The organism is Streptomyces sp. NBC_00385 (genome assembly GCF_035917155.1).
In the GTDB taxonomy this organism is placed as follows: domain Bacteria; phylum Actinomycetota; class Actinomycetes; order Streptomycetales; family Streptomycetaceae; genus Streptomyces; species Streptomyces poriferorum.
The window spans coordinates 7,647,615-7,671,586 of record NZ_CP107951.1; the positions used below are offsets into that span (position 1 = coordinate 7,647,615).

Genomic DNA, 23,972 nt, shown 5'->3' on the forward strand with positions numbered 1-23,972 from the left:
GCAGCGTATCGCCCCCGGATGAACGGAAGGACGACCGCCCCCGCGCAGCCCGTCGCATCACTCCGAGCCCAGCCGGTGGCGCCGCCGCCAGGCGACGACCGCCCCGCCGGCGCCCGTCAGCACGATGAAGCCCATGGCGGCCAGGAAGGCCGGTGACGTGGGCGAGGCGGCCTCGCTCCCCGCCACGACGTACGCCGCCGTGTTCGGGATCGACCCGAGGCCCGTCGCGACGAGGAACGGCGGGTAGCCCATGCGAGAGACGGCCGCGCAGTAGTTGGCCGCGGCGAACGGCACCCCGGGGAACAGGCGCAGCGCCAGCATCGAGCGGAAGCCGTGCCTGCTCAGCTGGCCGTCCGCCGCGCGCATCCAGCGCCCGCGCAGCAGCGTACGCAGCGCCTCCTGGCCCAGTACCCGGCCGAGCATGAACGAGATGCCCGCGCCCAGCACCGTGCCCGCCAGGGCCGCCGCCAGCCCCGCCTGCGAGCCGAACAGCGCACCGGCGGCCAGGTTGAGCAGCGGTCTCGGTACGAAGGCCACCGTGCAGACGCCGTACGCGAGGCCGAAGAGCACGACCGCGGCGGCGCCGCCGCTGAGCTGGGCCGGCCAGCCCGAGGCCAGCAGCCGCTGGGGCTCCAGGAGCAGCATCGTCGACGCGGCGGCCAGCAGGACGGCCACGAGCAGGGAGAGCCGGGACCAGGGCGACAGGAGCACCCGCGTGCAGCGCACGGCGAGGCCACCGGCGGGCCGGGCGGCAGGAACGGGGACGGGGTCGAGCATTCGGGGAGAGTAACCGAATCCTTTATGTGATCGCCGTAATGTGACCGTTATGAGCCATGGAGCCGAACCGGCCGCGGAGCGCCCCGCACCGGTCCCCGGCCTGCCCCGCAGCGTTCTCGCCGACACGGTGCTGGAGCGGCTGACCCTGCTGTACCCCACGGCGGCCGACCCCGTCCGCGCCCGGTCGGCCGCCGCGTACATGAAGCAGGTCGCACCGTTCCTCGGCATTCCCACGCCCCGCCGCCGCGCCCTGTCCCGTTCCGTCCTCGAAGGCACCGCGCGCCCCGCGGAGCCGGACTGCGCCGCGATCGCGCTGCGCTGCTGGGCGCTGCCCGAGCGCGAGTACCAGTACTTCGCCGCCGACTACCTGCGCCGTCACGTCGCACGCTGCTCGTCCGGGTTCGTTCCGGTCCTGCGCCATCTGGTCACCACCGTGCCGTGGTGGGACACCGTCGACCTCCTGGCCGCCCATGTCGCGGGACCGCTGGTCGCCGCAGGCCCGGAGCTGCGACGGACCATGGACGAGTGGATCGAGGACGACGACCTCTGGATCGTCCGCACCGCGCTGCTGCACCAGCTCCGCTTGAAGGAGGCCACCGACGCGCGCCGGCTCTTCGCCTACTGCCTGCGCCGCGCGGACCATCCCGACTTCTTCATCCGCAAGGCGATCGGCTGGTGCCTGCGCGAGTACGCGAAGACCGACCCGCAGGCCGTACGGGACTTCGTCGACGGCGCCCGGGACCGGCTGGCGCCACTGTCCGTACGAGAGGCCACCAAGCATCTCTGAGGAGCGCCGGGCCCACCCCCCCCGTACCGCCCGCGGAAACTCGCTCGACGGGCCGACGGCCGTCGGAGATGATCGGGCCATGTTCCGGTACGCCTTCCTCGCAGCGCAGTCCGCAGTCGCGGACACGCCGAAGGCTGCCGTGAGCCCCCTCGCAGCAGTTGTGGCAGCAGCGTGCACCGCTGCCGCAGCGCCCCTCGGCGGCGCCCGAAGCTGACCCTCCCCCGACTGTCCGGCGGACCCCGCAAGGGGAGGGTCGGCCGGGCCCCGGGGTCCCCTCTCCAGCTTCGCACCCAAGGAATCCACCATGCCCAAGACGGCATACGTGCGCACCAAGCCGCACCTCAACATCGGCACCATGGGCCACGTCGACCACGGCAAGACCACCCTGACCGCCGCCATCACGAAGGTCCTCAGCGACCGGGGCACCGGCACGTTCGTCCCGTTCGACCGCATCGACCGGGCGCCGGAGGAGGCGCAGCGCGGCATCACCATCAACATCGCGCACGTCGAGTACGAGACCGGCACCCGCCACTACGCGCACGTCGACATGCCCGGACACGCCGACTACATCAAGAACATGGTCACCGGCGCCGCCCAGCTCGACGGGGCGATCCTCGTCGTCTCCGCGCTGGACGGGATCATGCCGCAGACCGCGGAGCACGTGCTGCTCGCCCGTCAGGTGGGTGTCGACCACATCGTGGTCGCCCTCAACAAGGCGGACGCGGGTGACCCCGAGCTGACCGACCTGGTCGAGCTGGAGGTGCGCGAGCTGCTGTCGGCGCACGGGTACGGCGGTGACACCGTGCCCGTCGTACGGGTGTCGGGTCTGCGGGCGCTGGAGGGCGACCCACGCTGGACCGCGGCCGTCGAGGCGTTGCTCGACGCCGTCGACACGTACGTACCGATGCCGGTGCGCTACACCGACGCGCCGTTCCTGCTGCCGGTGGAGAACGTCCTGACCATCACCGGCCGGGGCACGGTCGTCACCGGCGCCGTGGAGCGCGGCACCGTGCGCGTCGGCGACCGGGTGTCCGTGCTCGGTGCGGACACCGAGACCGTCGTGACCGGTCTGGAGACCTTCGGCAAGCCGATGGAGACCGCCGAGGCCGGGGACAACGTCGCGCTGCTCCTGCGCGGTGTCGAGCGCGACCGGGTGCGCCGCGGGCACGTCGTCGCGGCGCCGGGCAGCGTGACACCGAGCAGGCGTTTCACCGCGCAGGTGTACGTCCTGTCGGGGCGCGAGGGCGGCCGTACCACTCCGGTCGCCACCGGCTACCGGCCGCAGTTCTACATCCGCACCGCCGATGTCGTCGGCGACGTGGACCTCGGTGCGGCGGCTGTCGCGCGCCCCGGCGAGACGGTCACCATGACCGTCGAGCTCGGCCGTGACGTGCCGCTGGAGTCCGGCCTCGGCTTCGCCATCCGTGAGGGCGGCCGCACCGTCGGCGCGGGCACCGTCACCGGACTGCTCTGAGAGGTACGGCTGTTCAGGGTCCGCCGCCCGCACCCCCGCGGGCGGCGGGCCCGACGCCGTGCGCCAGACTGACGGCATGGCAGAAACAGCACTGGTGCTCGGTGCCGGCGGCATCACCGGGAGCGCCTGGGAGACCGGAATCCTGCACGGCCTCGCGAAAGCGGGACTGGACCTGTCCACCGCCGATGTGATCATCGGCAGCTCGGCCGGTGCGGTCGTCGGAGCGCAGCTCGCCTCCGGACTGCTCGGCCTGCCGCAACTGTACGAACTCCAGCTGGCCGAAGCCGGCGGCGAGCGGGGCGGCAGACTCGGCGCCGTCACCGTCCTGCGCTACGCACGGGCCGTGCTGAGCTCGCGCACCCCGCAGGCGTACGGGCAGAAGCTGGCCCGCATGGCCCGCGAGGCGCGTGTCGGTCTCTCGCCGGAGGAGCGGCGCGCGGTCATCGCGAGCAGGCTGCTGTCGCCGGAGTGGCCGGAGCGTCCGCTGCGCGTCACCGCGGTCGACGCGGTCACCGGTGAGCTGCACACGTTCGACAAGGACGGCGAGGTGTCACTGGCCGACGCGGTCACCGCGAGCTGCGCCGTCCCCGCCGTCTGGCCCGTCGCCTCCTTCGGCGGACGGTCCTGGATCGATGGCGGGGTGCACTCCCCGGCCAACGCCCACCTGGCCGCCGGCTACGAGCGGGTCGTCGTCATCGCGCCGACGGCCTCCGGCAACAAGGTCATCGCGTCGCCCCGCTCCCAGGCCGACGCACTTGCCGCCCAAGGTGCCCGGACCGTCGTCATCACCCCGGACGCCGCGGCGAAGAAGGCCTTCGGCCGCAATCCGCTCGACCCCAGCAGCAGGGCCGCGGCCGCCCGCGCCGGACTCGCCCAGTCGGCAGCGCACACCGAGGCCGTCGCCGCGGTCAGGAACAGCTGATCCCACGCCGCACAATGGTGTCGTGAACGAGTCGATACCCGTCATCCGCGACGTGGACCACGGCACCGCCAGGCTGCTCCCCGACGTGGACCGGGAGCGGGCCTGGCTGCTCACGGTCGACGGCGCACCCCAGTCGTACGTCGATCTGGACGCGCCGGAGCACCTCGAGTTCGAGTACGCGCGACGGCTGGCCCACATCGTGGACTGCGCGGCCGGAGCGGGCGCGCCGCTGGATGTCCTGCACCTCGGCGGCGGCGCCCTCACCCTGCCCCGCTACGTCGCCGCGACCCGGCCCGGCTCCCGTCAGGACGTTGCCGAGGCGGACCGCGCGCTGCTGGGCCTCGTCACGGAACATCTGCCGCTGCCCGAGCGCAGCGGAATCACCGTGCACGCGGTGGACGCCCGCAAGCAGTTGGAGGAGACGGCCCCCGGCTCGGTGGACCTGGTGATCGCGGACGTCTTCGGCGGCTCGCGGGTGCCGGCCCACCTGACGTCCGTGCCCTACGCCCGGGCCGCGGCAAGGGCCCTGCGCGCGGACGGGATCTACGCGGCCAACCTGGCAGACGGGGCGCCCTTCGGGTTCCTGCGCTCGCAACTGGCGACCTTCGCGACCGTTTTCGGGGAGCTCGCCCTGATCGCCGAGCCCGCCGTGCTGCGCGGGAGGCGCTTCGGCAACATGGTCCTCGTCGCGTCACGGGAGCCCTTCGACACGGCCGCGCTCACCCGCCGCTGCGCCGCCGACGCGTTCGCGGCCAGGGTCGAGTACGGAGACGCGGTCGCCGCGCTCCTCAAGGGCGCGCGGCCGGTGGGCGACGACGAGGCGGTCGCCTCACCCGAGCCGCCCGACGGGGCTTTCGGCATCGGCTGACGCCGGCGGGACCTTGGCGAGCACCTCGGTGGACGTGGCCCGGCGGGTCAGGTTGCGTACGTCCGGTACGAACAGCACCGCGCCGGTGACCAGGACGACCAGGCCCGCACAGCCCCACAGCGCCTGACTGCGGCCGACGAGCGACTCCACCGGCCCGGCGAGGGCGGTGGCGAGCGGCACCATGGCGACCGAGCCGAACCAGTCGTACGCCGCGACGCGGGACAGCTTCTCCTCCGGGATCTCCTGGTGCATGGCCGTCATCCAGGAGACGCCGAACACCTCGATGGCCGCCCCGCTGACGAACATCACCAGGCAGAGCCCCTCCACCGGCAGCGGGACGGCGAGCCCCGCCGAGGGCAGGGCGAGCGGGAAGACGCAGAGCGTTCCGGCGAGCAGCAGTCGCCGCGGCTTCCACCGGACCATGAGGAGCCCCCCGGCCACGGTGCCGACACCGAACGCGGCGAGCGCGAAACCCCAGGGGCGGGCGCCCCCGAGCTCCTCCTGGGCGACCAGCGGCCCGTAGACCGCCTCCGCGGCCCCGACCGCGGCGACGACCACGGAGAACTGCGCCACCACGGCCCAGAGCCAGGGACGCCCGATGAACTCCTGCCAGCCGTCCCGCAGATCGGCGAGGAGGCCGCCACCCGGCTCCCGGGCGGGGATGTGGCTGACGTCGAGGAAGGCGCGCAGCGCACCCGCCAGGGCGAAGGCGGCGGCATCGACGGCCAGCACCCAGCCCGGATCCATCGCGGCGATCATCGCTCCGCCGAGCGCCGCGCCGCCGATGGCCGCGCCCTGCATGGCCATCCTGAACAGGGCGAAGGCACGGCTCGCCTGTTCACCGCTGACGCTGGACATCAGCATGCCCTCGGCCGCGGGGCTGAAGAAGGCCTGTCCGGTCCCGCACAGAGCGGTCAGCAGCATCATCTGCCAGAGCTGCGGATCACCGGCCAGGACCAGCCAGGCGAAGACGCCCTGGGAGACACAGTTCAGGGTGTTGGCCGCGACCATCACACGATGGCGCGGCAGCCGGTCGGCTATCGCCCCGCCGATCAGCAGGAAGAGCACCAGTGGCGCGGTCCTGGCGGCGGCCACCAGACCGACGTCCCCGGCGTCGCCGCCGGACTGCAGGACCGCGAACGCCGCCGCGATCAGCGCGCCATGGGTACCCAGGCCGGTGATGATCGCGGCGGCGGTCAGCAGCCGGTAGTTGCGGCCCGCCGGGGTGGGGCGGTCCGGGCGGGGTGCGGGGTCGGCTGCGTCAGTCACTCAGGGACTATCGCGGCAACGGCCCCGTTGTGCCAAATGCGTTTGTGCCGGTCAGGACTCGGTGATCTTCACCAGCCGCACGGTGCTGAGGATCTTCTGCACCGTGGCGTCCGGCAGTTCGCCCTCGACGCCGGCCGCGGCGTACAGCACCCAGGAGGAGAAGGCGCCGCTGCTGTTCTTGAAGGTGAAGGCGTAGGTCTTGCCGTCGCTGTCACACTTCTTCTTCTTGGTGACGTTCGGGGCGGTGGCCGTGACCAGGCTGCCCGTCAGGCCCGATGTGGTGGTGTACTGCTTGGCCTTGCTGATCTTGATGGTCTTCTTCGGCATGTGCTGGGCGTAGGCGCCCCAGGCCCAGGTGCCCGCCTCGTTCCTGGCGTTCAGAGCGGCGTCCGTGGCGCCTTCCGCGCCGCGGGTGCCGGCACCGGCGAGGCTGTAGTTCTCCTTGGTGCCGTCCTTGTCGAAGTCGTCGACGCACCACTTCTGCTTGAGGTCGGCCGGCGCGGAGAAGCCGATCAGCGGCGAGCCGTCACCCTTCGCGTCGTCCTCGAAGTACGAGAACGTGCCGGGGGACCCGACCTCCCAGTCGCCGGGCACGTCGAACTGCGTGCCCCACTTGGGGTTGGTCACGACCTTCCAGCCCGCGATGAGCGGCTTGGCGTCGCCGTCCTCGCCGCGCGGGTTCGCCACCGGCGAGGACGCGGCGTCGGAGGGCTTGGCGGGCGCGGACGACTTCTTGCCGTCGGCGACGTTCTTGCCGTCCTTGTCGTCGTCCTTGCCCAGCACGACGACACCGGTGACCGCCGCGGCCACCACGACCGCGGTCGCCGCGACGATGGCGATGACGGTCGTCTTCTTCTTGTCGTTGCCGGGCTGGGGCCCACCGGGCGGACCGGGCACCGCGTACTGCGGGACGGTCGGCTGCTGGTACGGATTGGGCTGCTGGTACCCCGGCTGTCCCTGCTGCGGGTAGCCGTACCCGGGCTGCTGCCCCGGCTGACCCTGCTGCGGGTAGCCGTACCCCGGCTGCTGCTGGGCGCCGGGCTGCTGCTGCCCCGGCTGCTGATAGGGGTTCGGCTGTTGGTACCCCGGCTGCTGGTACGGGTTCTGGTTCTGGTCCTGCGGGTTTTGCTCGCCCCCGGGCGGCTGCTGTCCTGGCCACATGGCGAGTAACGATAGAGGGACGCCGCCCGGGCGGCTACGGCCGCCCCCGTGAGCGGACGGTGAAGGATGCGTCCCGGGGCGCGGGCGCGTGGCCGTGAAGCCATGGCCAAACATCTCTACTCATGAGTAACATCTGTTCCATGAGCGCTGAACAGATGACCGCGGGCGAGATGGTCGCCGCGTCGGTTCCGATGGTCCGGACCCTCAACCTCGAATTCCTGGAGTCCACCGCCGAACGCGCCGTGGTCCGCATGCCGGACCAGGCCGACTTCCACAACCACGTCGGCGGACCGCACGCCGGAGCCATGTTCACCCTCGCGGAATCGGCGAGCGGTGCCATCGTCATGGCCGCGTTCGGCGACCAGCTGACGCGGGCCGTCCCGCTCGCGGTGAACGCGGAGATCGCCTACAGGAAGCTGGCGATGGGCGAGGTCACCGCGACCGCCACGCTCGGCCGCCCGGTGGCCGACGTCGTCGCCGAACTCGACGCGGGCGAACGCCCCGAGTTCCCGGTGGCCGTCCGGATCGAGCGCGCCGACGGTGCGGTGACCGGCGAGATGACCGTGCTCTGGACGCTGCGCCCGATCTCCTGATTTCCGGACGTGCCCGGGCGGGGCCGCCACGCACCCGGGAGGGAGTGGGCGGCCCCTCGGGCGTCCGGGGGCGGCCGGTCCCTTCGCCCTGTCGGGGCCGGCGGGGCGACCGGTAGGCTTCCGCCGTGCGCCGAGGAGTTGTCCGGCGGGCGATGAGGACATCACTACGGAGGAACCGGCGTTGCACATCCAGGAGTGGCTGGAGACCGTCCCCGCGATCAGCGTGTACGTCCTGGTGGGCGTCGTCATCGGGCTGGAGAGCCTGGGCATTCCGCTGCCCGGCGAGATCGTGCTGATCAGCGCGGCGCTGCTGGCCGCGGGACACGACGGCATCAACCCGTGGATCCTGGGCGCCTGCGCCACGGCCGGGGCGGTGATCGGCGACTCCATCGGCTACGCCATCGGCCGCAGGGGCGGACGGCCGTTGCTGGCCTGGCTGGGCGGGAAGTTCCCCCGGCACTTCGGTGAAGGCCAGATCGCCATGGCGGAGCGCTCGTTCCAGAAGTGGGGCATGTGGGCGGTCTTCTTCGGCCGCTTCGTCGCACTGCTGCGCATCTTCGCCGGACCGCTCGCGGGCGTCCTGCACATGCCGTACTGGAAGTTCCTGATCGCCAACGTGCTCGGCGGGATCGCCTGGGCGGGCGGCACCACGGCCGTCATCTACTCCGTGGGTGTCGTCGCCGAGGAGTGGCTCAAGCGGTTCTCGTACCTGGGACTGGCGATCGCCGTCCTGATCGGTCTCGCCTCGATGCTGATCATCAAGAACCGGGCCAAGAAGGCGGCCGCGCACTCCACCGCGCCCGAGCCCGAGGCCGTACCGGTCGCCGACTGACGCAAGCCGCGCCGCCCGCCGGCCGGCGACGGAAGGCCGCGCCGCCCGCCGGCCGGCGACGGAAGGCCGCGCCGCCCGCCGGCCGGCGACGGAAGGCCGCGCCGCCCGCCGGCCGGCGACGTGGGGGCAGGTTCAGTCCTCGTACGCCTGCCGGTGCGCCTTGGCCAGCTCCACGTAACCGACCGCGTTGAACCTGATGCCTTCGAGCTCCTCCTCGGTCAGCTGCCGCTTCACCTTGGCGGGCACACCCGCGACCAGGGAGCCCGGGGGCACGCGCATTCCCTGCGGGACGAGGGCCTGGGCGGCGATCAGCGAACCGGTACCGATGTGGGCGCCGTTGAGCACGGTGGCACCCATGCCGACCAGGACGTCGTCCTCGATCGTGCAGCCGTGCAGTACGGCGTTGTGTCCGACCGACACGCGCTCGCCGACCGTGACGGGGAAACCGGGGTCGACGTGGACGCTGCAGTTGTCCTGGATGTTGGAGTCGGCCCCGATGACGATCGGGCCGCAGTCGGCCCGCAGCACCGCGTGGTACCAGAGGCTGGAGCCCGCGGCCATCGTGATCTCACCGATCGCGACCGAGGTCGGTGCGGTGAAGGCATCCGCGTCGATGACCGGCTCCTTGCCGCCCATGGCCGTGATCAACGCCTGCTCTGCCATCGCGCGTCCTCTCGTTCTCCCGTGCCGTGGGGCGCGGCCGTCCGGTCGCCGGCCGGTGGTCCCGCCCGGGAAACGGTATGCGACGGGCCGGGCGCTTCGCGGCCGGGTGGGGTGAAGATCACAGGGAGGCGCGGCGATCGCCCGTGGAGCGGCCGACTACCGTGAGCGAGTGCCGAAGAACAGAAACACGTTCTCCTCCGTGACCGCCTGGCGTCGGCGCGCCCTCTCCGGGGCCGTCCACCGCTGCTGGCGATGGGTCCAGAAGACCGGTGCGGTCACGGCGGCGCACCCCGGCGGGCTGCGCTTCCGCCGGATCGGCGAGGGCACCCGGCTGGCCTTCCCGCAGGGCACGGTGTTCGGCGAGCCGTGGATCGAGCTGGGCGCCCACTGCATCATCGGCGAGCAGGTCACCCTGACGGCGGGGCTCATGCCCGATCTCGACCTCGGGTCCGACACCGTGCTGACGCTCGGCGACGGAGTGGTGCTGGGGCGCGGCAGCCATGTCGTCGCGGACACCACGGTGACGATCGGCTCGGACACGTACTGCGGGCCGTACGTCTACATCACCTCGACCAACCACAGCTACGACGACCCGCAGCAGCCCGTCGGCAAGCAGTGGCCGCGGATGGAGCCGGTGACCATCGGCCCGGGCTGCTGGATCGGCACCGGAGCGGTGATCCTTCCGGGCGCCCGGCTCGGCCGCAACGTGGTGGTGGCCGCGGGCGCGGTGGTACGCGGAGAGGTGCCCGACCACGCGGTTGTGGCGGGGGCCCCCGCTCGTGTCGTACGGAGCTGGGACCCCGAGAAGGGGTGGCAGCCGCCCCTGCGGACACCGGCGCCGGTGCCGATCCCGGAGGGCGTGACCCCCGAACAGCTCCTGGCCGTGGCGGAGCTCGACGAGAGCTGAGACCCGCCTGCCACCGGGCCGGGCCCCGCGGCCGTCAACCGGTAGCGAGCAGCACCGTGCCCAGCAGCGCGAGCCCGGCCCCCGCGGCCTGTACCCCGCGCAGCCGCTCCCCGAGGAGTCCGCGCGCCGCCAGGGCCGTGACCACCGGGTAGAGCGAGGCCAGCACGGCTGCCACGGTCACCGGCCCGTGCTGCGCGGCGATCGAGTAGGTGCCGTTGGCGGCGACGTCGGCGAGACCCACGAAGGTCAGCGCCGGCAGTGCGGCGAGCACCACGGCGGCGCCGCCCTCCGCGGGCAGGGCGCGTGCGCCGCGCCGCACGGAGGCGTACAGGGCCGCGCCGCCCACCGCCACATTCGTGATCCGCTGGACGAAGAGCGCCAGGAACAGTCCGGTCACCGTCGTGGACGCCTCGGCGATGAGGGCCATCACGGCCCCGAAGCCGAACGCCGCGACGAGGGTGAGCAGGACCGCCTGACGCTGCACCGGGGCGCCGCGCAACTGCGGTCCGCCCGCCATCACGATGCCGGCCACGGCGACGGCCACCCCGGCGCACTGCAGCAGACCGGGACGCTCGCCGACGACCAGCCCGATGCTCACGGGCACGGCGACCCCCAGCGAACCGAGCGGCGAGACCACACCCATCGGGCCGAGTGCCAGGGCCTTGTAGAAGCTCAGCATCGCCACCGGACCCACCGCACCTGCCGCGACGGCGAACCAGAGTTGTGGGCCGGCCTCGCTCCAGCCGCCGGTCGCCATCACGATCACGCCGAGCACGACCGCGGCGATCACCTGCGAGACGACCACCACGGTGAGCGCGGGGGCGCGCCGGGTCAGTACCCCGCCGCCGAAGTCGGCCAGTCCCCACAGCAGGCTGGTGGCCAGGGCGAACAGTGCGGTCATGGGCGGGCCTCGCAGTACAGTGCGGTGAACGGTGAGTACAGCACACCGTAGTGCAGTATTCGCTACCGAGGCATCCAAAATATTGGACGGAATGTGACGGATCTCGACCAGCTGACCCAGTCCCTCGCCCGGAACCTCAAGCGTTGGCGCGGCGAGCGGGGTTTCACCCTGGACGCGCTGGCCGCCCGTGCCGGGGTCAGCCGCGGAATGATCATCCAGATCGAGCAGGCCCGCACCAACCCGAGCGTCGGCACCACGGTCAAGCTCGCCGACGCCCTCGGGGTCAGCATCACGACGCTGCTCGACTACGAACGGGGCGCGCCAGTCCGTCTGGTCCCCGAGAGCCAGGCCGTCCGCATGTGGTCCACCGAAGCGGGCAGTTCCACCACCCTGCTGGTCGGAACCGAGGCCCGGGGCCCGCTGGAGCTCTGGTCCTGGCAGCTGATGCCCGGCGAGTCGAGCACGTCCGACCCGCACCCCGAAGGCACCGTGGAGCTCCTCCACGTCACCGCGGGCACACTCACCCTGGAGGTCGACGACGCTCCGTACGCCGTGCCCGCCGGGGCCTCCGCCGCCTTCGAGGCGCACCACCCGCACGCCTACCGCAACGAGGGCTCCGAGCCCGTCCGCATCACGATGGCCGTGTCGATCCCGCCCGTCAGGTGAGACACTCAACCAGCAACGGGCCAGGGGCTGTTAGCGTTGCGCGCATGCGCGCCCCGATCGGCTCCTTCGAGGATGCCTGCCCTGCTGCCGACCGTCTCGAACTCCTCACGGCTCCGGTGGCCCGAGTGGTGGGGGAGGGCTGGGGCGGTGTTCCCGCCGAGCAGATCATCCACGTCGACACGGACCCGGAGATCGCCGACACGGCGGCCTTCGTCGCACACCACGGGGCCGATCTGCTGCGCCGGTCCGCCAACTGCGTCGTGGTGGCGGGCAAGCGCGGGGGCGAGGTCACCCTGGCCGCCTGCCTCGTACTGTCCCACTCACGCGTCGACGTGAACGGTGCCGTACGCAAGCATCTCGGCGCCCGCAAGGCCTCGTTCGCCCCGATGGAGACGGCGGTCGGCGAGACGGGAATGGAGTACGGCGGCATCACCCCGGTCGGACTCCCCACCGGCTGGCCCCTGTTGATCGACTCCGCCGTGGTCGACGAGGAGTGGGTCCTGATCGGCAGTGGTACCCGCCGGGGCAAGCTGATCATGCCGGGCAAGGCGCTGGCGGCGCTGCCCGGGGCGGTCGTGGTCGACGGTCTCGGGGTTTGACCGAATCGTGTCTCGGGTGTCGGCTCTCTTTGTGCATTTCCTGGCTCAGGCCCCCGCTCTGCGGGAGGCTGGCTGCGGCATGCCCGAGCAGGCCCCGGCTGGGCCGGGCGGGTCATGCCTTAGCCCATCCGGGGGGTGTGCGTGAACACGGCCGAAACCGCGAGGCAGGCACGCGCGTTCCTGGAGCGCGGCGCTCCCTCGCGTGTCCGAGTGGCCATCTCTGATGGTTTGTCCTATTTATAAGGAAAGCTAGGGATTTTCCATCCCTGTCCATATCGGGGTTCGCAGCGATCGTGGACGTCCTCAACATGAAGGGCTTTAAATGAAAACTACTCTCGTCTCGGCGGCCGTCCGGCCGGGGATCCTTCCCCGCAGCCAGGCCGTGCCCCGGGTGCCGCTCGCTCAGCGAGCCGCTGTCCAGGGCGGCGGGGCCCTGCCCGCTTCGATCAGTCGACTCCTGTCGACCGACGCCGGGGCGAGTCCGTTGGTGATCGCAGCCTTTCAGTCGTCCGTCTGAGTAGCCGAACAGATACTCGTCATGGACCGGCCACCCCCTTCTTTGAGCCAATTCGTGCTGAAGATGCACAGCCGCTGTGATCTCGCCTGCGATCACTGCTACGTGTACGAGCACGCGGACACGAGCTGGCGTGGCCGGCCCCGGGCAGTCACCGAGCAGACCCTGGCCAGGGCGGCGGATCGCATCGCCGAACACGCCCTGGCACACGGTCTTCCCATGGTCCACGTGGTCCTGCACGGCGGCGAGCCGCTGCTCGCGGGCCCCGGGAGGATCCGATGCGCGGCCGAGGAGCTCACGCGCGCACTCGACGGGATCAGCGCACTCGATCTGCGCATCCACACCAACGGCGTTCTGCTCAACGAGGAGTTCTGCGAGCTCTTCGCCGAACTGGGCATCAAGGTCGGGGTGTCGCTCGACGGCGACCGGGCATCCAACGACCGGCATCGCCGCTACGCGGACGGACGCACCAGTCACCCCCAGGTCCTGCGCGCGGTCTCGCTGCTCAACCGTCCGGGCTACCGAAGACTCTTCGCCGGACTGCTCTGCACCATCGATGTCGAGAACGATCCGGTCGCCGTGTACGACGCCCTCGTGGCCCTCGACCCGCCGCGCATCGACTTCCTGCTCCCGCACGCGACCTGGGACGTGCCCCCGCCCCGTCCGCACGGATCCGCGACGCCCTACGCCGACTGGCTCGACGTGATCCACCGGCGATGGACCGCGGCCGGGCGGCCGGTGCCGGTACGGATCTTCGACTCCGTGCTGCGGACGCTGCGCGGCGAGAGCAGCCTCACCGAGTCGCTGGGCCTGGCACCGGCGGACCTCGTGGTCATCGAGACGGACGGTACGTTCGAACAGGCCGACAGCCTCAAGACGGCCTACGACGCGGCACCCGCCACGGGGATGAACCTCGTCGATCACAGCCTCGACGACGTGCTCGCCCATCCGGGCATGCTCGCCCGCCAGCAAGGGCTGGAGCAGCTCAGTGACGAGTGCCGGGCCTGTCCGGTGGTCAGCTCCTGCGGAGGCGGTCTCTATGCACATCGCTACCGGACCGGAAGCGGCTTCCTCAACCCCTCGGTCTTCTGTCCCGATCTGATGGAACTGATCACGAACATCCGTGACCGGGAGGCGGCGGTGCCCATGGTGAGTGCCCCGGAACCGCTCGACGCGGCCGGACTCGACGAGCTGGCCCGGGGCTTCGGCGGCGCCGCGACCGTGGGCCGGCTCGTCGCGGCCCAGGCCGAGATCAACCACGAACTGCTGGCCGCCGTCGGCGAACGCGCCCCGCGCGGCGACCGTACGGCGATGCAGGCCTGGGAACTGCTCATCGACCTCGACACCGGAGCCCCCGAGGCGCTGGACGCGGTGCTGGCGCACCCGTACACCCGCCCCTGGGCGCTGCGTGTGCTCGAAGGCGGGCCGCAGTGGTCCGCCGCCACGGGACTGGCCGAGATCGCGGCCGCCGCCGCGGTGCGGGCCGGCCGGGGTGACACCGTCGCCGTCCCCGTGCGGGAAGGGCTGCTCCGCCTTCCCGGCCTCGGCGCGGTGATCCTGCCCGGGGACGCGGCACTCGCTGAGGTGTCCGCGGACGCCGAGGGGTTCTCGGTACGGGCTGCGGGCCGCCATGTGCGGATCGACCGGGAGGAAGGGGTGGACGGGCTCACTCCGCACTGGCATCCGGTGCGGGTGGTCGAACCTCCGGGCTGGTCGGTCGCGCTGGAGGACACCGACCCCCTGCGCGACCGCCATCAGTGGCCCGTCACCGGGCGGCTCTCCGCGGGCGAGGCCAAGCTGTGGGCGCAGGACCTGGCCCAGGCCTGGGCGCTGGTCCAGGACGAACTCCCGGCATACGCCCCCGGAGTGTCGGCCGGTCTCCGGGTCGTCACACCGCTGCACGCGCCGGGCGGCAGCGATGTCAGTGCGGCCTCCCGTGACGCGTTCGGGGCGATCGGGGCGGCCCGGCCCGAAACCCCCGAACTGCTGGCCCTGTTGATCGTCCACGAGTTCCAGCACGTGAAGCTGGGCGCGGTCATGGACAGCTTCGACCTGCATCAACCCGTCGTCGACGGCAGGCTGTTCTACGCACCCTGGCGCCCAGATCCACGCCCCCTGGACGGCCTGCTCCAGGGCACGTACGCCCACATCGCCGTCACGGACTTCTGGCGCGTGCGCCGGCACTCCGCGCGCGGCGCGGCGGCGGACACCGCCGAGGCGCAGTTCGCCCGGTGGCGCGAGCAGACGACCCGGGCCGTGCGGGTGCTGGCCGGATCGGGGCTGCTGACGCCTCTCGGTGAACGGTTCGTGGCCGGAATGGGCCATACGGCCGAGGCGTGGGAGGCGGAAGAGGTCTCTGCCGCGGCCCTGGACCGGGCGCGGAGTTCGGCCGAACGGCACCGCGCCGACTGGACGGCTCGCAATCCGGTGCACGCTGCGCAGCTCGGCCCTTGATCCTTTTCGGAATTGGCGGTTATGGCAGCAATTGATTGTCCCGTACCGAAAACGGAGGAGCAGGCTCAATAAATAGGCGCGTTCCTGCCGTTCCGTCGAAGATTCGATACTTCCTAGACTGAGGTCCCACACGTGGACCGGGGGAGACGTTGGATCTTGAAGCTGCCGGAGCACAGGGAGATGAGCCGAGACCGTACTTCTTCCTCAGCTATGCGCATACACCCAGGAATGATCCGAAGGACAAAGATCCGAATCTCTGGGTCGAGAGATTCTACCGGGACCTGTGCGCCCACGTTCTGCAGTTGACGTCCCTGCCCGCCGGGGTTCCGGCCGGGTTCCTGGATCAGCAGATGCAGCCCGGGGAGGGGTGGCAGGAGCGCCTCTCCGAATCCCTGGCGTACTGCAAGGTCTTCGTACCGCTCTACTCGCCGCGCTATTTCCTGAGCGAGCAGTGCGGCCGGGAGTGGTACGCCTTCTCCAGCCGCGCGGTGCACTATCAGGCGGCCCGCAGCAACGGCGGCCAGATGTCCGGCATCGTGCCCGCGCTCTGGGTACCCGTACCGCCCCGGCAGCTGCCGCAGCCCGCGGAGCGGCTGCAGTTCAATCACGCCGCCTTCGGTGAGGAGTACGCCGACGAGGGCTTCTACGGGCTGATCAAACTGCGCTATCTGCGGGACCAGTACGAAAGAGCCGTGTATCTGCTGGCCAAGCGGATAGTGAAGGTGGCGGAGCAGAGCCGGATGCCCGAAGGGGACCCGCAGCAGGACTACGCGGCGGTGCCGAGTGCCTTCGGGCCGCCCGGCAGAGCGAGACAGATGGAGATCTCCGTCCTCGCCTGCTCCCGCTCCGATCTGCCCCCGGGCCGTGCGCCGGACTGCTACGGGCCGGCCCAGCGCGACTGGAATCCGTACCACCCCAAATCGTCCAGGCCGCTGGCCGACCACGCCGTCGACCTCGTACGCAATCTCGACTACCAGGTGCGGGTGGGGGAGTTCGAGGCGGAGTCCGAGCGCCTGCTCGGCACCGAGCGGCCCCAGGGGCCGGGGCTGCTGCTGCTGGACCGGTGGGCCCTGGACACCCCGCACCGCCAGGAGCTGCTGAGACGGCTGAGTGAGAACAGCAGGCCCTGGATCAGCGTCATGGTCCCGTGGAACAGGGACGACCCCGACTCCGGCCAGCGTGAGGCCGACCTCCGTGCCGTGCTGGAGGGGGTGCTCGAATCCGGGCCCGCGGCCGAATTCGGCCATCGGTCGCACAGCGGAGGCGTCCCGACCCTGGAGGCCTTCAGCCAGGAACTCCCCGGAGCGGTGAAGGCCGCGGAGCGCCACTACGCCGCCCACGCCGAGACCTTCCCGCCCGCGGGTTCGAGCGGCGCCCTGCCGCGACTGCTGATCGACGGCGTCGGCTACGGACCCAGCAATCCCGCTCCACCCGTCACCGGTACGGACCATGACACGGGCGATCCCGGCGACGGTGACGCCCCCGAGGGGGAGGACCCAGCAGATGACCGAGAACCGTGACGGTACCGTCGTCACCTTCTACTCCTACAAAGGCGGAACCGGCCGCACCATGGCGCTGGCCAACACCGCCTGGATCCTTGCCGCGAACGGCTATCGCGTACTCGCCGTCGACTGGGACCTCGAAGCCCCCGGTCTGCACCGCTTCTTCCACCCTTTTCTCGATCTTTCCGACCTGGCCGCCACGCCCGGGCTGATCAATCTGATCACCGAATACCAGGAAGAAGCCCGCAGGCCCGCGGCGCGTGATCCGGAATGGCACCGCGAATACGCCCGCGTGAGGCCGCACGCCACCTCACTGAACTGGTCGTTCCCACGAGGCGGAAGCCTCGATTTCCTGTCCGCCGGACGCCGAAACCGGGACTATTCCTCGACCGTGGGCCGGATGGACTGGGACGACTTCTACGAACGCTACGGCGGCGGTCACTTCTTTGACGCCATGCGGGCCGACATGCAGAAACACTATGACTTCACCTTGATCGACAGCCGGACCGGGCTGAGTGACATCGCCGATATCTGTACCGTCCAGATGCCCCAGGTGCTGGTGGTCTGCTTCACCCTCAGCGACCAGAGCATCGAAGGCGCGTCCGCCGTGGCCCGCGACATCGAGGAGCGGTTCCACGATCAGCACATCCGGATCCTGCCCGTGCCGATGCGCATCGACGACGGGGAGAAGGAGAAGGCGGACGCGGGACGCGCGCTGGCCAGAGAGAGTTTCCCCGGCTTCCCCAGTGGTCTTTCCAACGACGAACTGGCCAACTACTGGGGCACGGTGGAGATCCCCTACCGGCCCTTCTACGCCTACGAGGAGATCCTCGCCACGTTCGGTGACGCCCCGAACATATCGAGTTCCATGCTCACCTCCTGCGAACGGCTGACCGCGGTACTCACCGAGGGCCGGGTCACCGCGCTGCCCGCGATGGACGAGGCGGAACGGCTGGCCTACGTGGCGGCCTACACCCGGCGCAGGCCCGTTCCGCCGTCCAACATCGTCCTCACCCATGTGGCGGAGGACCAGATGTGGGCGGACTGGCTGGAGTCGGTCCTCACCCGCGCCGGCTTCCACGTCATGCCCGTGGACGTACGCAGCTCCCACAAGGCCTGGAACGACGCCGAATGGGCGGCGGCCGGTGCCTTCCGCGTCGTCCCCGTCGTCTCCCAGGCCTACCAGAACTCGCGGCGCGCCCGCAGCCTGTGGGAGTCCGCGCTGGGGCTCGATCCGTCGGGCAGCAGGCGCCAGCTCGTCCCGGTGCGGGTCAGCGACGTGCGGCTGACGATGCCGCTCAACAGCAGGGGCATCGTCGACGTCGCCCGGCTGGACGAACGGGAGGCCACCGCCGCCGTGCTGACGGCGCTGGACCGGCCCGAAGCCCTCGACACGATGCCGGCCGCGCCCGGAGGCCCGCGATTCCCCGGCACGGTCCCCGGAGTGTGGAACGTACGGCCCCGGCACACCGAGTTCACCGGCCGTGGATCCGTACTGGTGCGGCTGCGCGACCAGTTACGGGGCAGCAGCCGGTCCGCACAGCATCTCCCGCAGGTCCTCTACGGGCTCGGCGGGGTCGGGAAGACACAGGTGGCCCGGGAGTACGCGCACCGGTTCCGGGCCGACTACGACCTGGTGTGGTGGGTCGAGGCCGAGCAGCCCGACCGGGTCGTGTCCTCCCTGGCGGAACTCGCGGAGAAGATGGGCCTGCGCGCCGGCGAGGTGGTCGCCGAGGCGGCCAGGGCGGCGCTCCAGGCGCTGCGCGGCGGCACGCCGTACGCGCGCTGGCTGCTCATCTTCGACAACGTCGAGGACCTCGACAAGGCGCTGGAGCTCTTCCCCGACGAGACCGGACCGCTGATGACCGGTCTCTACGGTCACATTCTCGCCACCTGCCGCAACAAGCCGATCTCCGGCCGCGTGGAGCCGGTGGAGGTCGAGGTCTTCACCCGCTCGGAGAGCGTGGAGCACCTGTGCCGCAGAGTGCGCAAGCTGCCGGCCAGGGACGCGGAGCGGGTGGCCGAGGCCGTCGGCGACCTGCCGCTGGCGGTGGAGGTCGCCGCCGCCTGGCTGGCCGAGACCGCGACCCCCGTCGACGCCTACGTCGAACAGCTCAGGGAGCAGAGCACCAAGGTTCTCTCCCTCGGCCGGCCCGAGGACTACGCCCTCCAGATCGGCGCCACCTGGAACATCTCCATCGCCCGGCTGCGCAAGGAGTCCAAGGCCGCGGTCCGGCTGCTGGAACTGTGCTCCTTCTTCTCCGCAGAACCGATATCGATGACACTCATCGGCAGCGACTCGATGTTCCGGTCGCTCCTGCCCTACGACTCGGATCTCCGCGAGCGGTACATGCTGGGGCGGGTCATCCAGGCGCTCAACCGCTTCGCGCTGGCCAAGGTGGAACCGGCCGACAACAGTATCCAGGTCCACCGGCTCGTCCAGGCCGCGGTCCGTGCCGGGCTGTCGCCCGAGGAACGGGACACGGCCGTCCACGAGGTGCACCGCATCCTCGCCGAGGCCCGCCCCCCGCAGGGCGCGGACCAGGACAATCCGGTGAACGACCCCCGGAGCTGGCCGGCCTTCGAACTGATCTGGCCGCACCTGGGGCCGTCGGGTGTCGCCGACTGCGACGAGGCCGAGGCCCGTCAGCTGATGGTCGACCGCATCCGCTACCTCCTCAAGCGCGGCGAACTGGAGGGTGCCAGGGCGCTGGGCACCCAGCTCAACAAGACCTGGACCCAGGAACTCGGCGAGGACGATCTGCAGACACTGAACCTGCGCTTCGAGCTGGCCAACGCCCTGCGCGCCCAGGGCAGGTACCAGGACGCCCGCCGGATGGACGAGGACACCCTCGCCCGGCAGACCCGCCTGCTGCGCAGGGACCATCCCAGCCTGCTGATCACCACGGGCAGTCTGGCGGCGGACCTGCGGGCCCTGGGCCGGTTCGACGAGGCGCTGGAACGGGACCAGAAGATCCACCACGTGATGCGCGAGACCTTCGGGGACAACCACCCGCGCACCCTCGTCGCCGCCCACAACCTCGCCATCGACTACCGGCTGACCGGCGACAGCGAAGCGGCGCGCAGGCTCGACGACCTCACCGTGGAGCGCCGCAGTACGCTGCTCGGCGAGGACCACCCGTACACGCTGACCACCAAGGGGCACCTGGGGCGCGACCTGCGGGAGACCGGGGAGTACGAGTCCTCGGTGCAGATCCTCCGTGAGGTGAAGGCCTCCTTCGAGCGGGTCCTCAACGCGGACGTGCCCGAAGCGCTGCGTACCGCCAAGAGCCTCGCCGTGTCGCTGCGCAAGGCGGGCCACCCGCACGAGGCGAAGCTCCTGACGGAGGAGACGTACAACCGCTACCGGGAGCGGTACGGCACCAAGGTGCCCGACGCGCTCGCGTGCGGGCTGAACCTCGCGGCGGACTTCTCCGCGGTCGGCGACAAGCAGGCGGCTCTGGACCTGGCCCAGCAGTCCCTGGACGGCTACCGGGCCACGCTGGGCGAGGACCATCCGTTCACCCTGGCCTGCCGCAACAACGTCGCCATCTATCTGCGGGGCATGGGCGCGGCCCGGTCGGCGGCGGAGGCCGGCGAAGAGGTCAGGGCCGCACTGGAGAGCAGCCTGGGCGCCCAGCACCCCTTCACGCTCTGTGCCGCCATCAACCTGGCCAACGCCTACGGCGACCTGAACCGGCTGCAACTGGCGGAGCGCTGGGAACGGGCCGCTCTCGAAGGTCTGCTGGACCGGTACGGTCCGGCGCACCCCGACGTACTGGCCTGCCGCTCCAACCTGGCCGTCACCCTGCGCTCCATGGACCGCGAGAGGGAGGCCGAGCGGCTGCGGGCCGAAGTCGTCCCGCTGGCCGTCGAGCACCTGGGCATGGACCATCCGATCGCCGTGGCGGCCCGCGCCTGGCGGCGCATCAACCGTGATCTGGAACCGCAGCCGGTCTGAGTCCGCTCGGGCGGGGAGGCCGGCCGGTACGGGCCGGCCTCCCCGCCCGCGGTGGGCGCGGCCGTCCGGTCATCTGGTGACCCAGCCGAGTACGCGGGTGAGGACGCGCAGCGCGCCGAAGTGCGCGGCCCCGCGCTCCACCACCGTCTCCGCCCCGGGAATGCGCTCGCCGAGCCAACGGGTGTGCTGTGCCGGTGCGAACACGTCGTCCTCGCCGTGCCACAGGAGCACGGGCGAGGCGATGTCCTCGGGCCGGAACCCCCAGTCGCTGCTGAAGGACATGACGTCGTCGACCCAGCCGTCCGCCGAACTGCGCAGTCCCTCGGCGAAGTTGCGCACCAGCATGGCGCGGATGCCGGTGTCGGAGACGATTCCTCGGTCGGACGCCGACAGCCCTCGGTGCATGTCGACGACCGAGCCCATCGGGTCCGCCCGGATCGACGCCGACCTGCGTTCCAGGGCGGCGGTCAGTCTGCCCCGCCCCGCTGCGGCGTTGATGTACTCACGGACATTGGACTCGGTCATGCCCTCGAACCAGTCGAGCCCCTGCGCGTCACGGGGCGCCAGACCCACCAGCGCCGCCGTGCGGGCGGCGCGGCCCCGTAGCAGAGCGGCGCACGCGAGTGCGTGCGGGGCCCCGCCCGACCGCCCCACCACCGCGAACTCGCCGATGCCGAGGGCGTCGGCGATGGTCACGACGTCGGCGGCGACATGGGCCACGGAACGGCCGGGCAGCCGGTCGGACGCGCCGTAGCCGGGGCGGTCGTACGCGATGAGGCGGATGCCCAGCCGGTACAGAACGGACCCGCGCGGGGCCGGACCGAGCCGGCTGCCCGGGGTGCCGTGGAGCAGGAACACCGGTCTGCCGTGCGGATTTCCGAAGCTTTCCACGGCCAGGTCCCGGCCGTCCTCCGTGCGGATCAGCTGCTCCATCCGGTGCCTTCCCCTCGGGGCCGATACGCGGTAAGTATGAGTGCCACAAGGGAAGTTGGATATAGATGCACCGGCCAGGAGGTTGCCGCGCAGGCGCGAAGCGCCGTCAGGAGTGCGCCCCCCTGTGCGCCGTCAGCCACCCCGTGGCGAACGAAACGGCTGCCGGGAAGCGGAACAGACGGCCCGTGGCGGAGCCCACCGGGGCGGCGCGGACCGCCGCACCGCGGGCCGAGCGCTCGAAGTCCGCGCCCAGCTCCGTGAAGTCGCTGTCGTCCAGCGCCACGTCCTCGTACTGCCACCACCGGCGCCTGCCGCCGTCCCGCACCACGCAGCGGTAGGCGCGGCGGGGCGGGGACGGCACGCGGTACTCGGCCAGGTGGAACGCGGTGCAGCGGCCGAATCCGGTGCCGAGCAGCAGGATCTGGGCCCGCAGCCCGTGCAGGCGGGCGAGGGGGGAGTCCTCGCCCAGGTGGCAGTCGGGGTGATGGTCCGCCACCACATGGCCGGCCAGCGGCCCCACGGCGGCGAAGGAGGTCTGCGGGTGCGCGCTGCGGGCGGCGCCGGGGGACCGGCGCACCGTTTCGGAGAGCCGGCCCATCGACGGGGCCGCCGTGGTCACCGGGTCGAACGCCGGCATCGCCGCCCGGACGGCCGCCCGCTCCCGCTCGTCGAGGCCGCGGACCCGGGCGTGGTACTGGGGGGAGGTGTCGGAGTTCTCCGGGGTGAAGGACGGGACGACCAGCGTGCCCTCCGGACCCAGCACCTCCCGCAGTGCGGCGGCGACCGTGTCCGCACCCCCGTCCACCGTTCCCACGGCGCTCAGTGACGCGTGCACCATCAGGACGCCGCCGCGCTCGACGCCGAGCGCGGCAAGCTGTCCGGACAGACGGACGCGGCTGTGGGGGGCAGCGGACACGCTCGTGGCGTGGGCAGTACTCACAGCGGGCCATCATCCCAGCCCGTAGCGGCGCGTGATACCCCGCACATACGGCCGCCCCGGCGCGCTCAGCCGTTCAGCGCGGGTATCTCGATGGCGGGGCAGCGGTCCATGACCATGTCGAGCCCGGCCGCCCTGGTGCGTTCGTACGCCTTCTCGTCGATCACGCCGAGCTGGAACCAGACCGCCGAGGCGCCGATCGTCACCGCTTCGTCCGCCACCGCACCGGCCAGCTCGCTGTTGACGAAGACGTCCACCACGTCGACCGGGAAGGGGATGTCGGCCAGCGAGGCGTAGCCCTCCTCGCCGTGCACCCGCTCCGCCTTGGGATGGACGGGCACCACCCGCTTGCCGAAGCGCTGGAGCACCTCGGCCACCCCATAGGCGGCGCGCGAACGGTTGCCGGACAGGCCCACCACCGCCCAGGTGTCGCCCGTGTCCTTGAGAATCCTGCGGATCGTCTCCGTGTCTGCGTACATGATCCGCACAACGGGCGGCCGCCCCGGACCATTCCCGCGGCTGCGCATAGGCTGGCCGGATGCAGGAGCAGTACCGGACAGTCGCCCGCGCGGGCGAGCACGAGACCGAGATCAACCGATCGCGCTTCATCTGCGCGCTCGCCCCCGCCGCCACCGAGCAGGACGCCCAGGACTTCGTCGCACGCGTTCGCAGGGAGCACCCGACCGCCACGCACAACTGCTTCGCGTACGTGATCGGCGCCGACGCCTCCGTACAGAAGGCCAGTGACGACGGCGAGCCGGGGGGCACCGCCGGCGTCCCCATGCTGCAGATGCTCACGCGCCGCGAGATGCGGTACGTCGTCGCCGTCGTCACCCGCTACTACGGTGGCGTGAAGCTCGGCGCCGGCGGACTGATCCGGGCCTACGGGGGTGCGGTCGGCGAGGCCCTGGACGCCCTCGGCACGCTCACCCGGCAGCGGTTCCGGATCGTGACGGTCACCGTCGGACATCAGCGCGCCGGCCGGCTGGAGAACGAGTTGCGGGCCACCGGACGCACCGTGCGCGAGGTCCGGTACGCGGAGGCCGTGCGCATCGAGATCGGGCTGCCGGACGCCGAGGTCGAGGACTTCCGCCGCTGGCTGGCCGACGCCACGGCGGGCGAGGCGGAACTGGAACTGGGCGACGAGGCGTACGGGGACGCCTGAGTGGCGGAACGGCCCCGGCGGGCCGCCCGGGGGCGTCTTCCCGGCTGCGGCCCCGGGGGAGTCCCCGGTGGTGGGAGACTGTGGTGC

General features: G+C 71.6%; 21 protein-coding genes. 13 read left to right on the plus strand and 8 right to left on the minus strand.

Annotated features, from left to right (window positions below; translation table 11 throughout):
• Positions 1-57: 57 nt before the first annotated feature.
• Positions 58-777: a TVP38/TMEM64 family protein gene (locus OG959_RS34110; protein WP_326664689.1), complete on the minus strand. Its 720-nt coding sequence runs from the start codon at positions 775-777 to the stop codon at positions 58-60.
• A 49-nt stretch (positions 778-826) separates the two neighbouring features.
• On the opposite strand from OG959_RS34110, the gene OG959_RS34115 reads away from it, so the two are divergent.
• The 4 genes from OG959_RS34115 (at position 827) to OG959_RS34130 (ending at position 4,828) form a co-directional block, all read left to right on the plus strand.
• Positions 827-1,564, plus strand: coding sequence for a DNA alkylation repair protein (locus OG959_RS34115; RefSeq protein ID WP_326664690.1), 738 nt, complete (start codon positions 827-829; stop codon positions 1,562-1,564).
• A gap of 304 nt (positions 1,565-1,868) precedes the next feature.
• On the plus strand, positions 1,869-3,038 hold the full coding sequence (tuf, locus tag OG959_RS34120; RefSeq protein WP_326664692.1) for an elongation factor Tu: 1,170 nt from the start codon (positions 1,869-1,871) through the stop codon (positions 3,036-3,038).
• A gap of 76 nt (positions 3,039-3,114) precedes the next feature.
• Positions 3,115-3,960 carry a patatin-like phospholipase family protein gene (locus OG959_RS34125; protein WP_326664693.1) on the plus strand — a complete coding sequence of 282 codons (846 nt, stop codon included), beginning with the start codon at positions 3,115-3,117 and terminating at the stop codon, positions 3,958-3,960.
• 22 nt (positions 3,961-3,982) lie between these two features.
• A complete protein-coding gene (locus tag OG959_RS34130; RefSeq protein WP_326664694.1) occupies positions 3,983-4,828 on the plus strand; it encodes a spermidine synthase in 846 nt (281 codons plus the stop codon).
• Here OG959_RS34130 and OG959_RS34135 read toward each other — a convergent pair.
• Positions 4,790-6,097 (minus strand): MFS transporter, encoded by a 1,308-nt coding sequence (locus OG959_RS34135; RefSeq protein WP_326664695.1) that lies wholly within the window; start codon positions 6,095-6,097, stop codon positions 4,790-4,792. The genes OG959_RS34130 and OG959_RS34135 overlap by 39 nt on opposite strands.
• A gap of 51 nt (positions 6,098-6,148) precedes the next feature.
• On the minus strand, positions 6,149-7,258 hold the full coding sequence (locus tag OG959_RS34140; RefSeq protein ID WP_326664697.1) for a hypothetical protein: 1,110 nt from the start codon (positions 7,256-7,258) through the stop codon (positions 6,149-6,151).
• 155 nt (positions 7,259-7,413) lie between these two features.
• On the opposite strand from OG959_RS34140, the gene OG959_RS34145 reads away from it, so the two are divergent.
• A complete protein-coding gene (locus OG959_RS34145; RefSeq protein ID WP_326666792.1) occupies positions 7,414-7,851 on the plus strand; it encodes a DUF4442 domain-containing protein in 438 nt (145 codons plus the stop codon).
• 181 nt (positions 7,852-8,032) lie between these two features.
• Positions 8,033-8,683, plus strand: coding sequence for a DedA family protein (locus OG959_RS34150; RefSeq protein ID WP_326664699.1), 651 nt, complete (start codon positions 8,033-8,035; stop codon positions 8,681-8,683).
• Positions 8,684-8,815: 132 nt separating this feature from the next.
• On the opposite strand, the gene OG959_RS34155 is transcribed toward OG959_RS34150, so the two are convergent.
• Positions 8,816-9,346 (minus strand): gamma carbonic anhydrase family protein, encoded by a 531-nt coding sequence (locus OG959_RS34155; protein ID WP_326664700.1) that lies wholly within the window; start codon positions 9,344-9,346, stop codon positions 8,816-8,818.
• A 169-nt stretch (positions 9,347-9,515) separates the two neighbouring features.
• Here OG959_RS34155 and OG959_RS34160 point away from each other — a divergent pair, with 169 nt between their 5' ends.
• Positions 9,516-10,253, plus strand: coding sequence for an acyltransferase (locus OG959_RS34160; RefSeq protein ID WP_326664701.1), 738 nt, complete (start codon positions 9,516-9,518; stop codon positions 10,251-10,253).
• A gap of 34 nt (positions 10,254-10,287) precedes the next feature.
• On the opposite strand, the gene OG959_RS34165 is transcribed toward OG959_RS34160, so the two are convergent.
• On the minus strand, positions 10,288-11,154 hold the full coding sequence (locus tag OG959_RS34165; protein WP_326664702.1) for an EamA family transporter: 867 nt from the start codon (positions 11,152-11,154) through the stop codon (positions 10,288-10,290).
• 93 nt (positions 11,155-11,247) lie between these two features.
• Between OG959_RS34165 and OG959_RS34170 the strand changes: the two genes are divergently transcribed.
• The 5 genes from OG959_RS34170 (at position 11,248) to fxsT (ending at position 20,850) form a co-directional block, all read left to right on the plus strand.
• On the plus strand, positions 11,248-11,820 hold the full coding sequence (locus OG959_RS34170; protein WP_326664704.1) for a helix-turn-helix domain-containing protein: 573 nt from the start codon (positions 11,248-11,250) through the stop codon (positions 11,818-11,820).
• Between the two features lie 44 nt (positions 11,821-11,864).
• Positions 11,865-12,419 carry a YbaK/EbsC family protein gene (locus OG959_RS34175; protein ID WP_326664706.1) on the plus strand — a complete coding sequence of 185 codons (555 nt, stop codon included), beginning with the start codon at positions 11,865-11,867 and terminating at the stop codon, positions 12,417-12,419.
• Positions 12,420-12,957: 538 nt separating this feature from the next.
• Positions 12,958-15,387 carry an FxsB family cyclophane-forming radical SAM/SPASM peptide maturase gene (locus tag OG959_RS34180; RefSeq protein ID WP_326664708.1) on the plus strand — a complete coding sequence of 810 codons (2,430 nt, stop codon included), beginning with the start codon at positions 12,958-12,960 and terminating at the stop codon, positions 15,385-15,387.
• Positions 15,388-15,536: 149 nt separating this feature from the next.
• Positions 15,537-16,907, plus strand: a complete 1,371-nt coding sequence (locus tag OG959_RS34185) for a TIR-like protein FxsC (RefSeq protein WP_326664710.1) — start codon at positions 15,537-15,539, stop codon at positions 16,905-16,907.
• Positions 16,891-20,850 carry an FxSxx-COOH system tetratricopeptide repeat protein gene (fxsT, locus tag OG959_RS34190; protein WP_326664712.1) on the plus strand — a complete coding sequence of 1,320 codons (3,960 nt, stop codon included), beginning with the start codon at positions 16,891-16,893 and terminating at the stop codon, positions 20,848-20,850. Before OG959_RS34185 ends, fxsT begins: the two co-directional genes overlap by 17 nt.
• A gap of 69 nt (positions 20,851-20,919) precedes the next feature.
• Here the strand turns inward: fxsT and OG959_RS34195 are convergent, their stop codons facing one another.
• The 3 genes from OG959_RS34195 to OG959_RS34205 form a co-directional block, all read right to left on the minus strand.
• On the minus strand, positions 20,920-21,783 hold the full coding sequence (locus OG959_RS34195) for an alpha/beta fold hydrolase (RefSeq protein ID WP_219570146.1): 864 nt from the start codon (positions 21,781-21,783) through the stop codon (positions 20,920-20,922).
• A gap of 106 nt (positions 21,784-21,889) precedes the next feature.
• A complete protein-coding gene (locus OG959_RS34200; RefSeq protein ID WP_326664714.1) occupies positions 21,890-22,699 on the minus strand; it encodes an aminoglycoside N(3)-acetyltransferase in 810 nt (269 codons plus the stop codon).
• Positions 22,700-22,788: 89 nt separating this feature from the next.
• Entirely contained in the window at positions 22,789-23,199 is a 411-nt protein-coding gene (locus OG959_RS34205) for a CoA-binding protein (RefSeq protein ID WP_326664716.1), read from the minus strand.
• Positions 23,200-23,258: 59 nt separating this feature from the next.
• Here OG959_RS34205 and OG959_RS34210 point away from each other — a divergent pair, with 59 nt between their 5' ends.
• Positions 23,259-23,885 carry a YigZ family protein gene (locus OG959_RS34210; RefSeq protein ID WP_326664719.1) on the plus strand — a complete coding sequence of 209 codons (627 nt, stop codon included), beginning with the start codon at positions 23,259-23,261 and terminating at the stop codon, positions 23,883-23,885.
• Positions 23,886-23,972: the final 87 nt, after the last annotated feature.

Bases quoted from the DNA above. Each gene is read 5' to 3' on its own strand.
- OG959_RS34195 (WP_219570146.1), bottom strand. From the start codon at position 21,783: ATGGAGCAGCTGATCCGCACGGAGGACGGCCGGGACCTGGCCGTGGAA.
- OG959_RS34155 (WP_326664700.1), bottom strand. From the start codon at position 9,346: ATGGCAGAGCAGGCGTTGATCACGGCCATGGGCGGCAAGGAGCCGGTC.
- fxsT (WP_326664712.1), top strand. From the start codon at position 16,891: ATGACCGAGAACCGTGACGGTACCGTCGTCACCTTCTACTCCTACAAA.
- OG959_RS34180 (WP_326664708.1), top strand. From the start codon at position 12,958: ATGGACCGGCCACCCCCTTCTTTGAGCCAATTCGTGCTGAAGATGCAC.
- OG959_RS34145 (WP_326666792.1), top strand. From the start codon at position 7,414: ATGACCGCGGGCGAGATGGTCGCCGCGTCGGTTCCGATGGTCCGGACC.
- OG959_RS34115 (WP_326664690.1), top strand. From the start codon at position 827: ATGAGCCATGGAGCCGAACCGGCCGCGGAGCGCCCCGCACCGGTCCCC.
- OG959_RS34165 (WP_326664702.1), bottom strand. From the start codon at position 11,154: ATGACCGCACTGTTCGCCCTGGCCACCAGCCTGCTGTGGGGACTGGCC.
- OG959_RS34210 (WP_326664719.1), top strand. From the start codon at position 23,259: ATGCAGGAGCAGTACCGGACAGTCGCCCGCGCGGGCGAGCACGAGACC.
- tuf (WP_326664692.1), top strand. From the start codon at position 1,869: ATGCCCAAGACGGCATACGTGCGCACCAAGCCGCACCTCAACATCGGC.
- OG959_RS34205 (WP_326664716.1), bottom strand. From the start codon at position 23,199: ATGTACGCAGACACGGAGACGATCCGCAGGATTCTCAAGGACACGGGC.
- OG959_RS34125 (WP_326664693.1), top strand. From the start codon at position 3,115: ATGGCAGAAACAGCACTGGTGCTCGGTGCCGGCGGCATCACCGGGAGC.
- OG959_RS34110 (WP_326664689.1), bottom strand. From the start codon at position 777: ATGCTCGACCCCGTCCCCGTTCCTGCCGCCCGGCCCGCCGGTGGCCTC.
- OG959_RS34175 (WP_326664706.1), top strand. From the start codon at position 11,865: ATGCGCGCCCCGATCGGCTCCTTCGAGGATGCCTGCCCTGCTGCCGAC.
- OG959_RS34140 (WP_326664697.1), bottom strand. From the start codon at position 7,258: ATGTGGCCAGGACAGCAGCCGCCCGGGGGCGAGCAAAACCCGCAGGAC.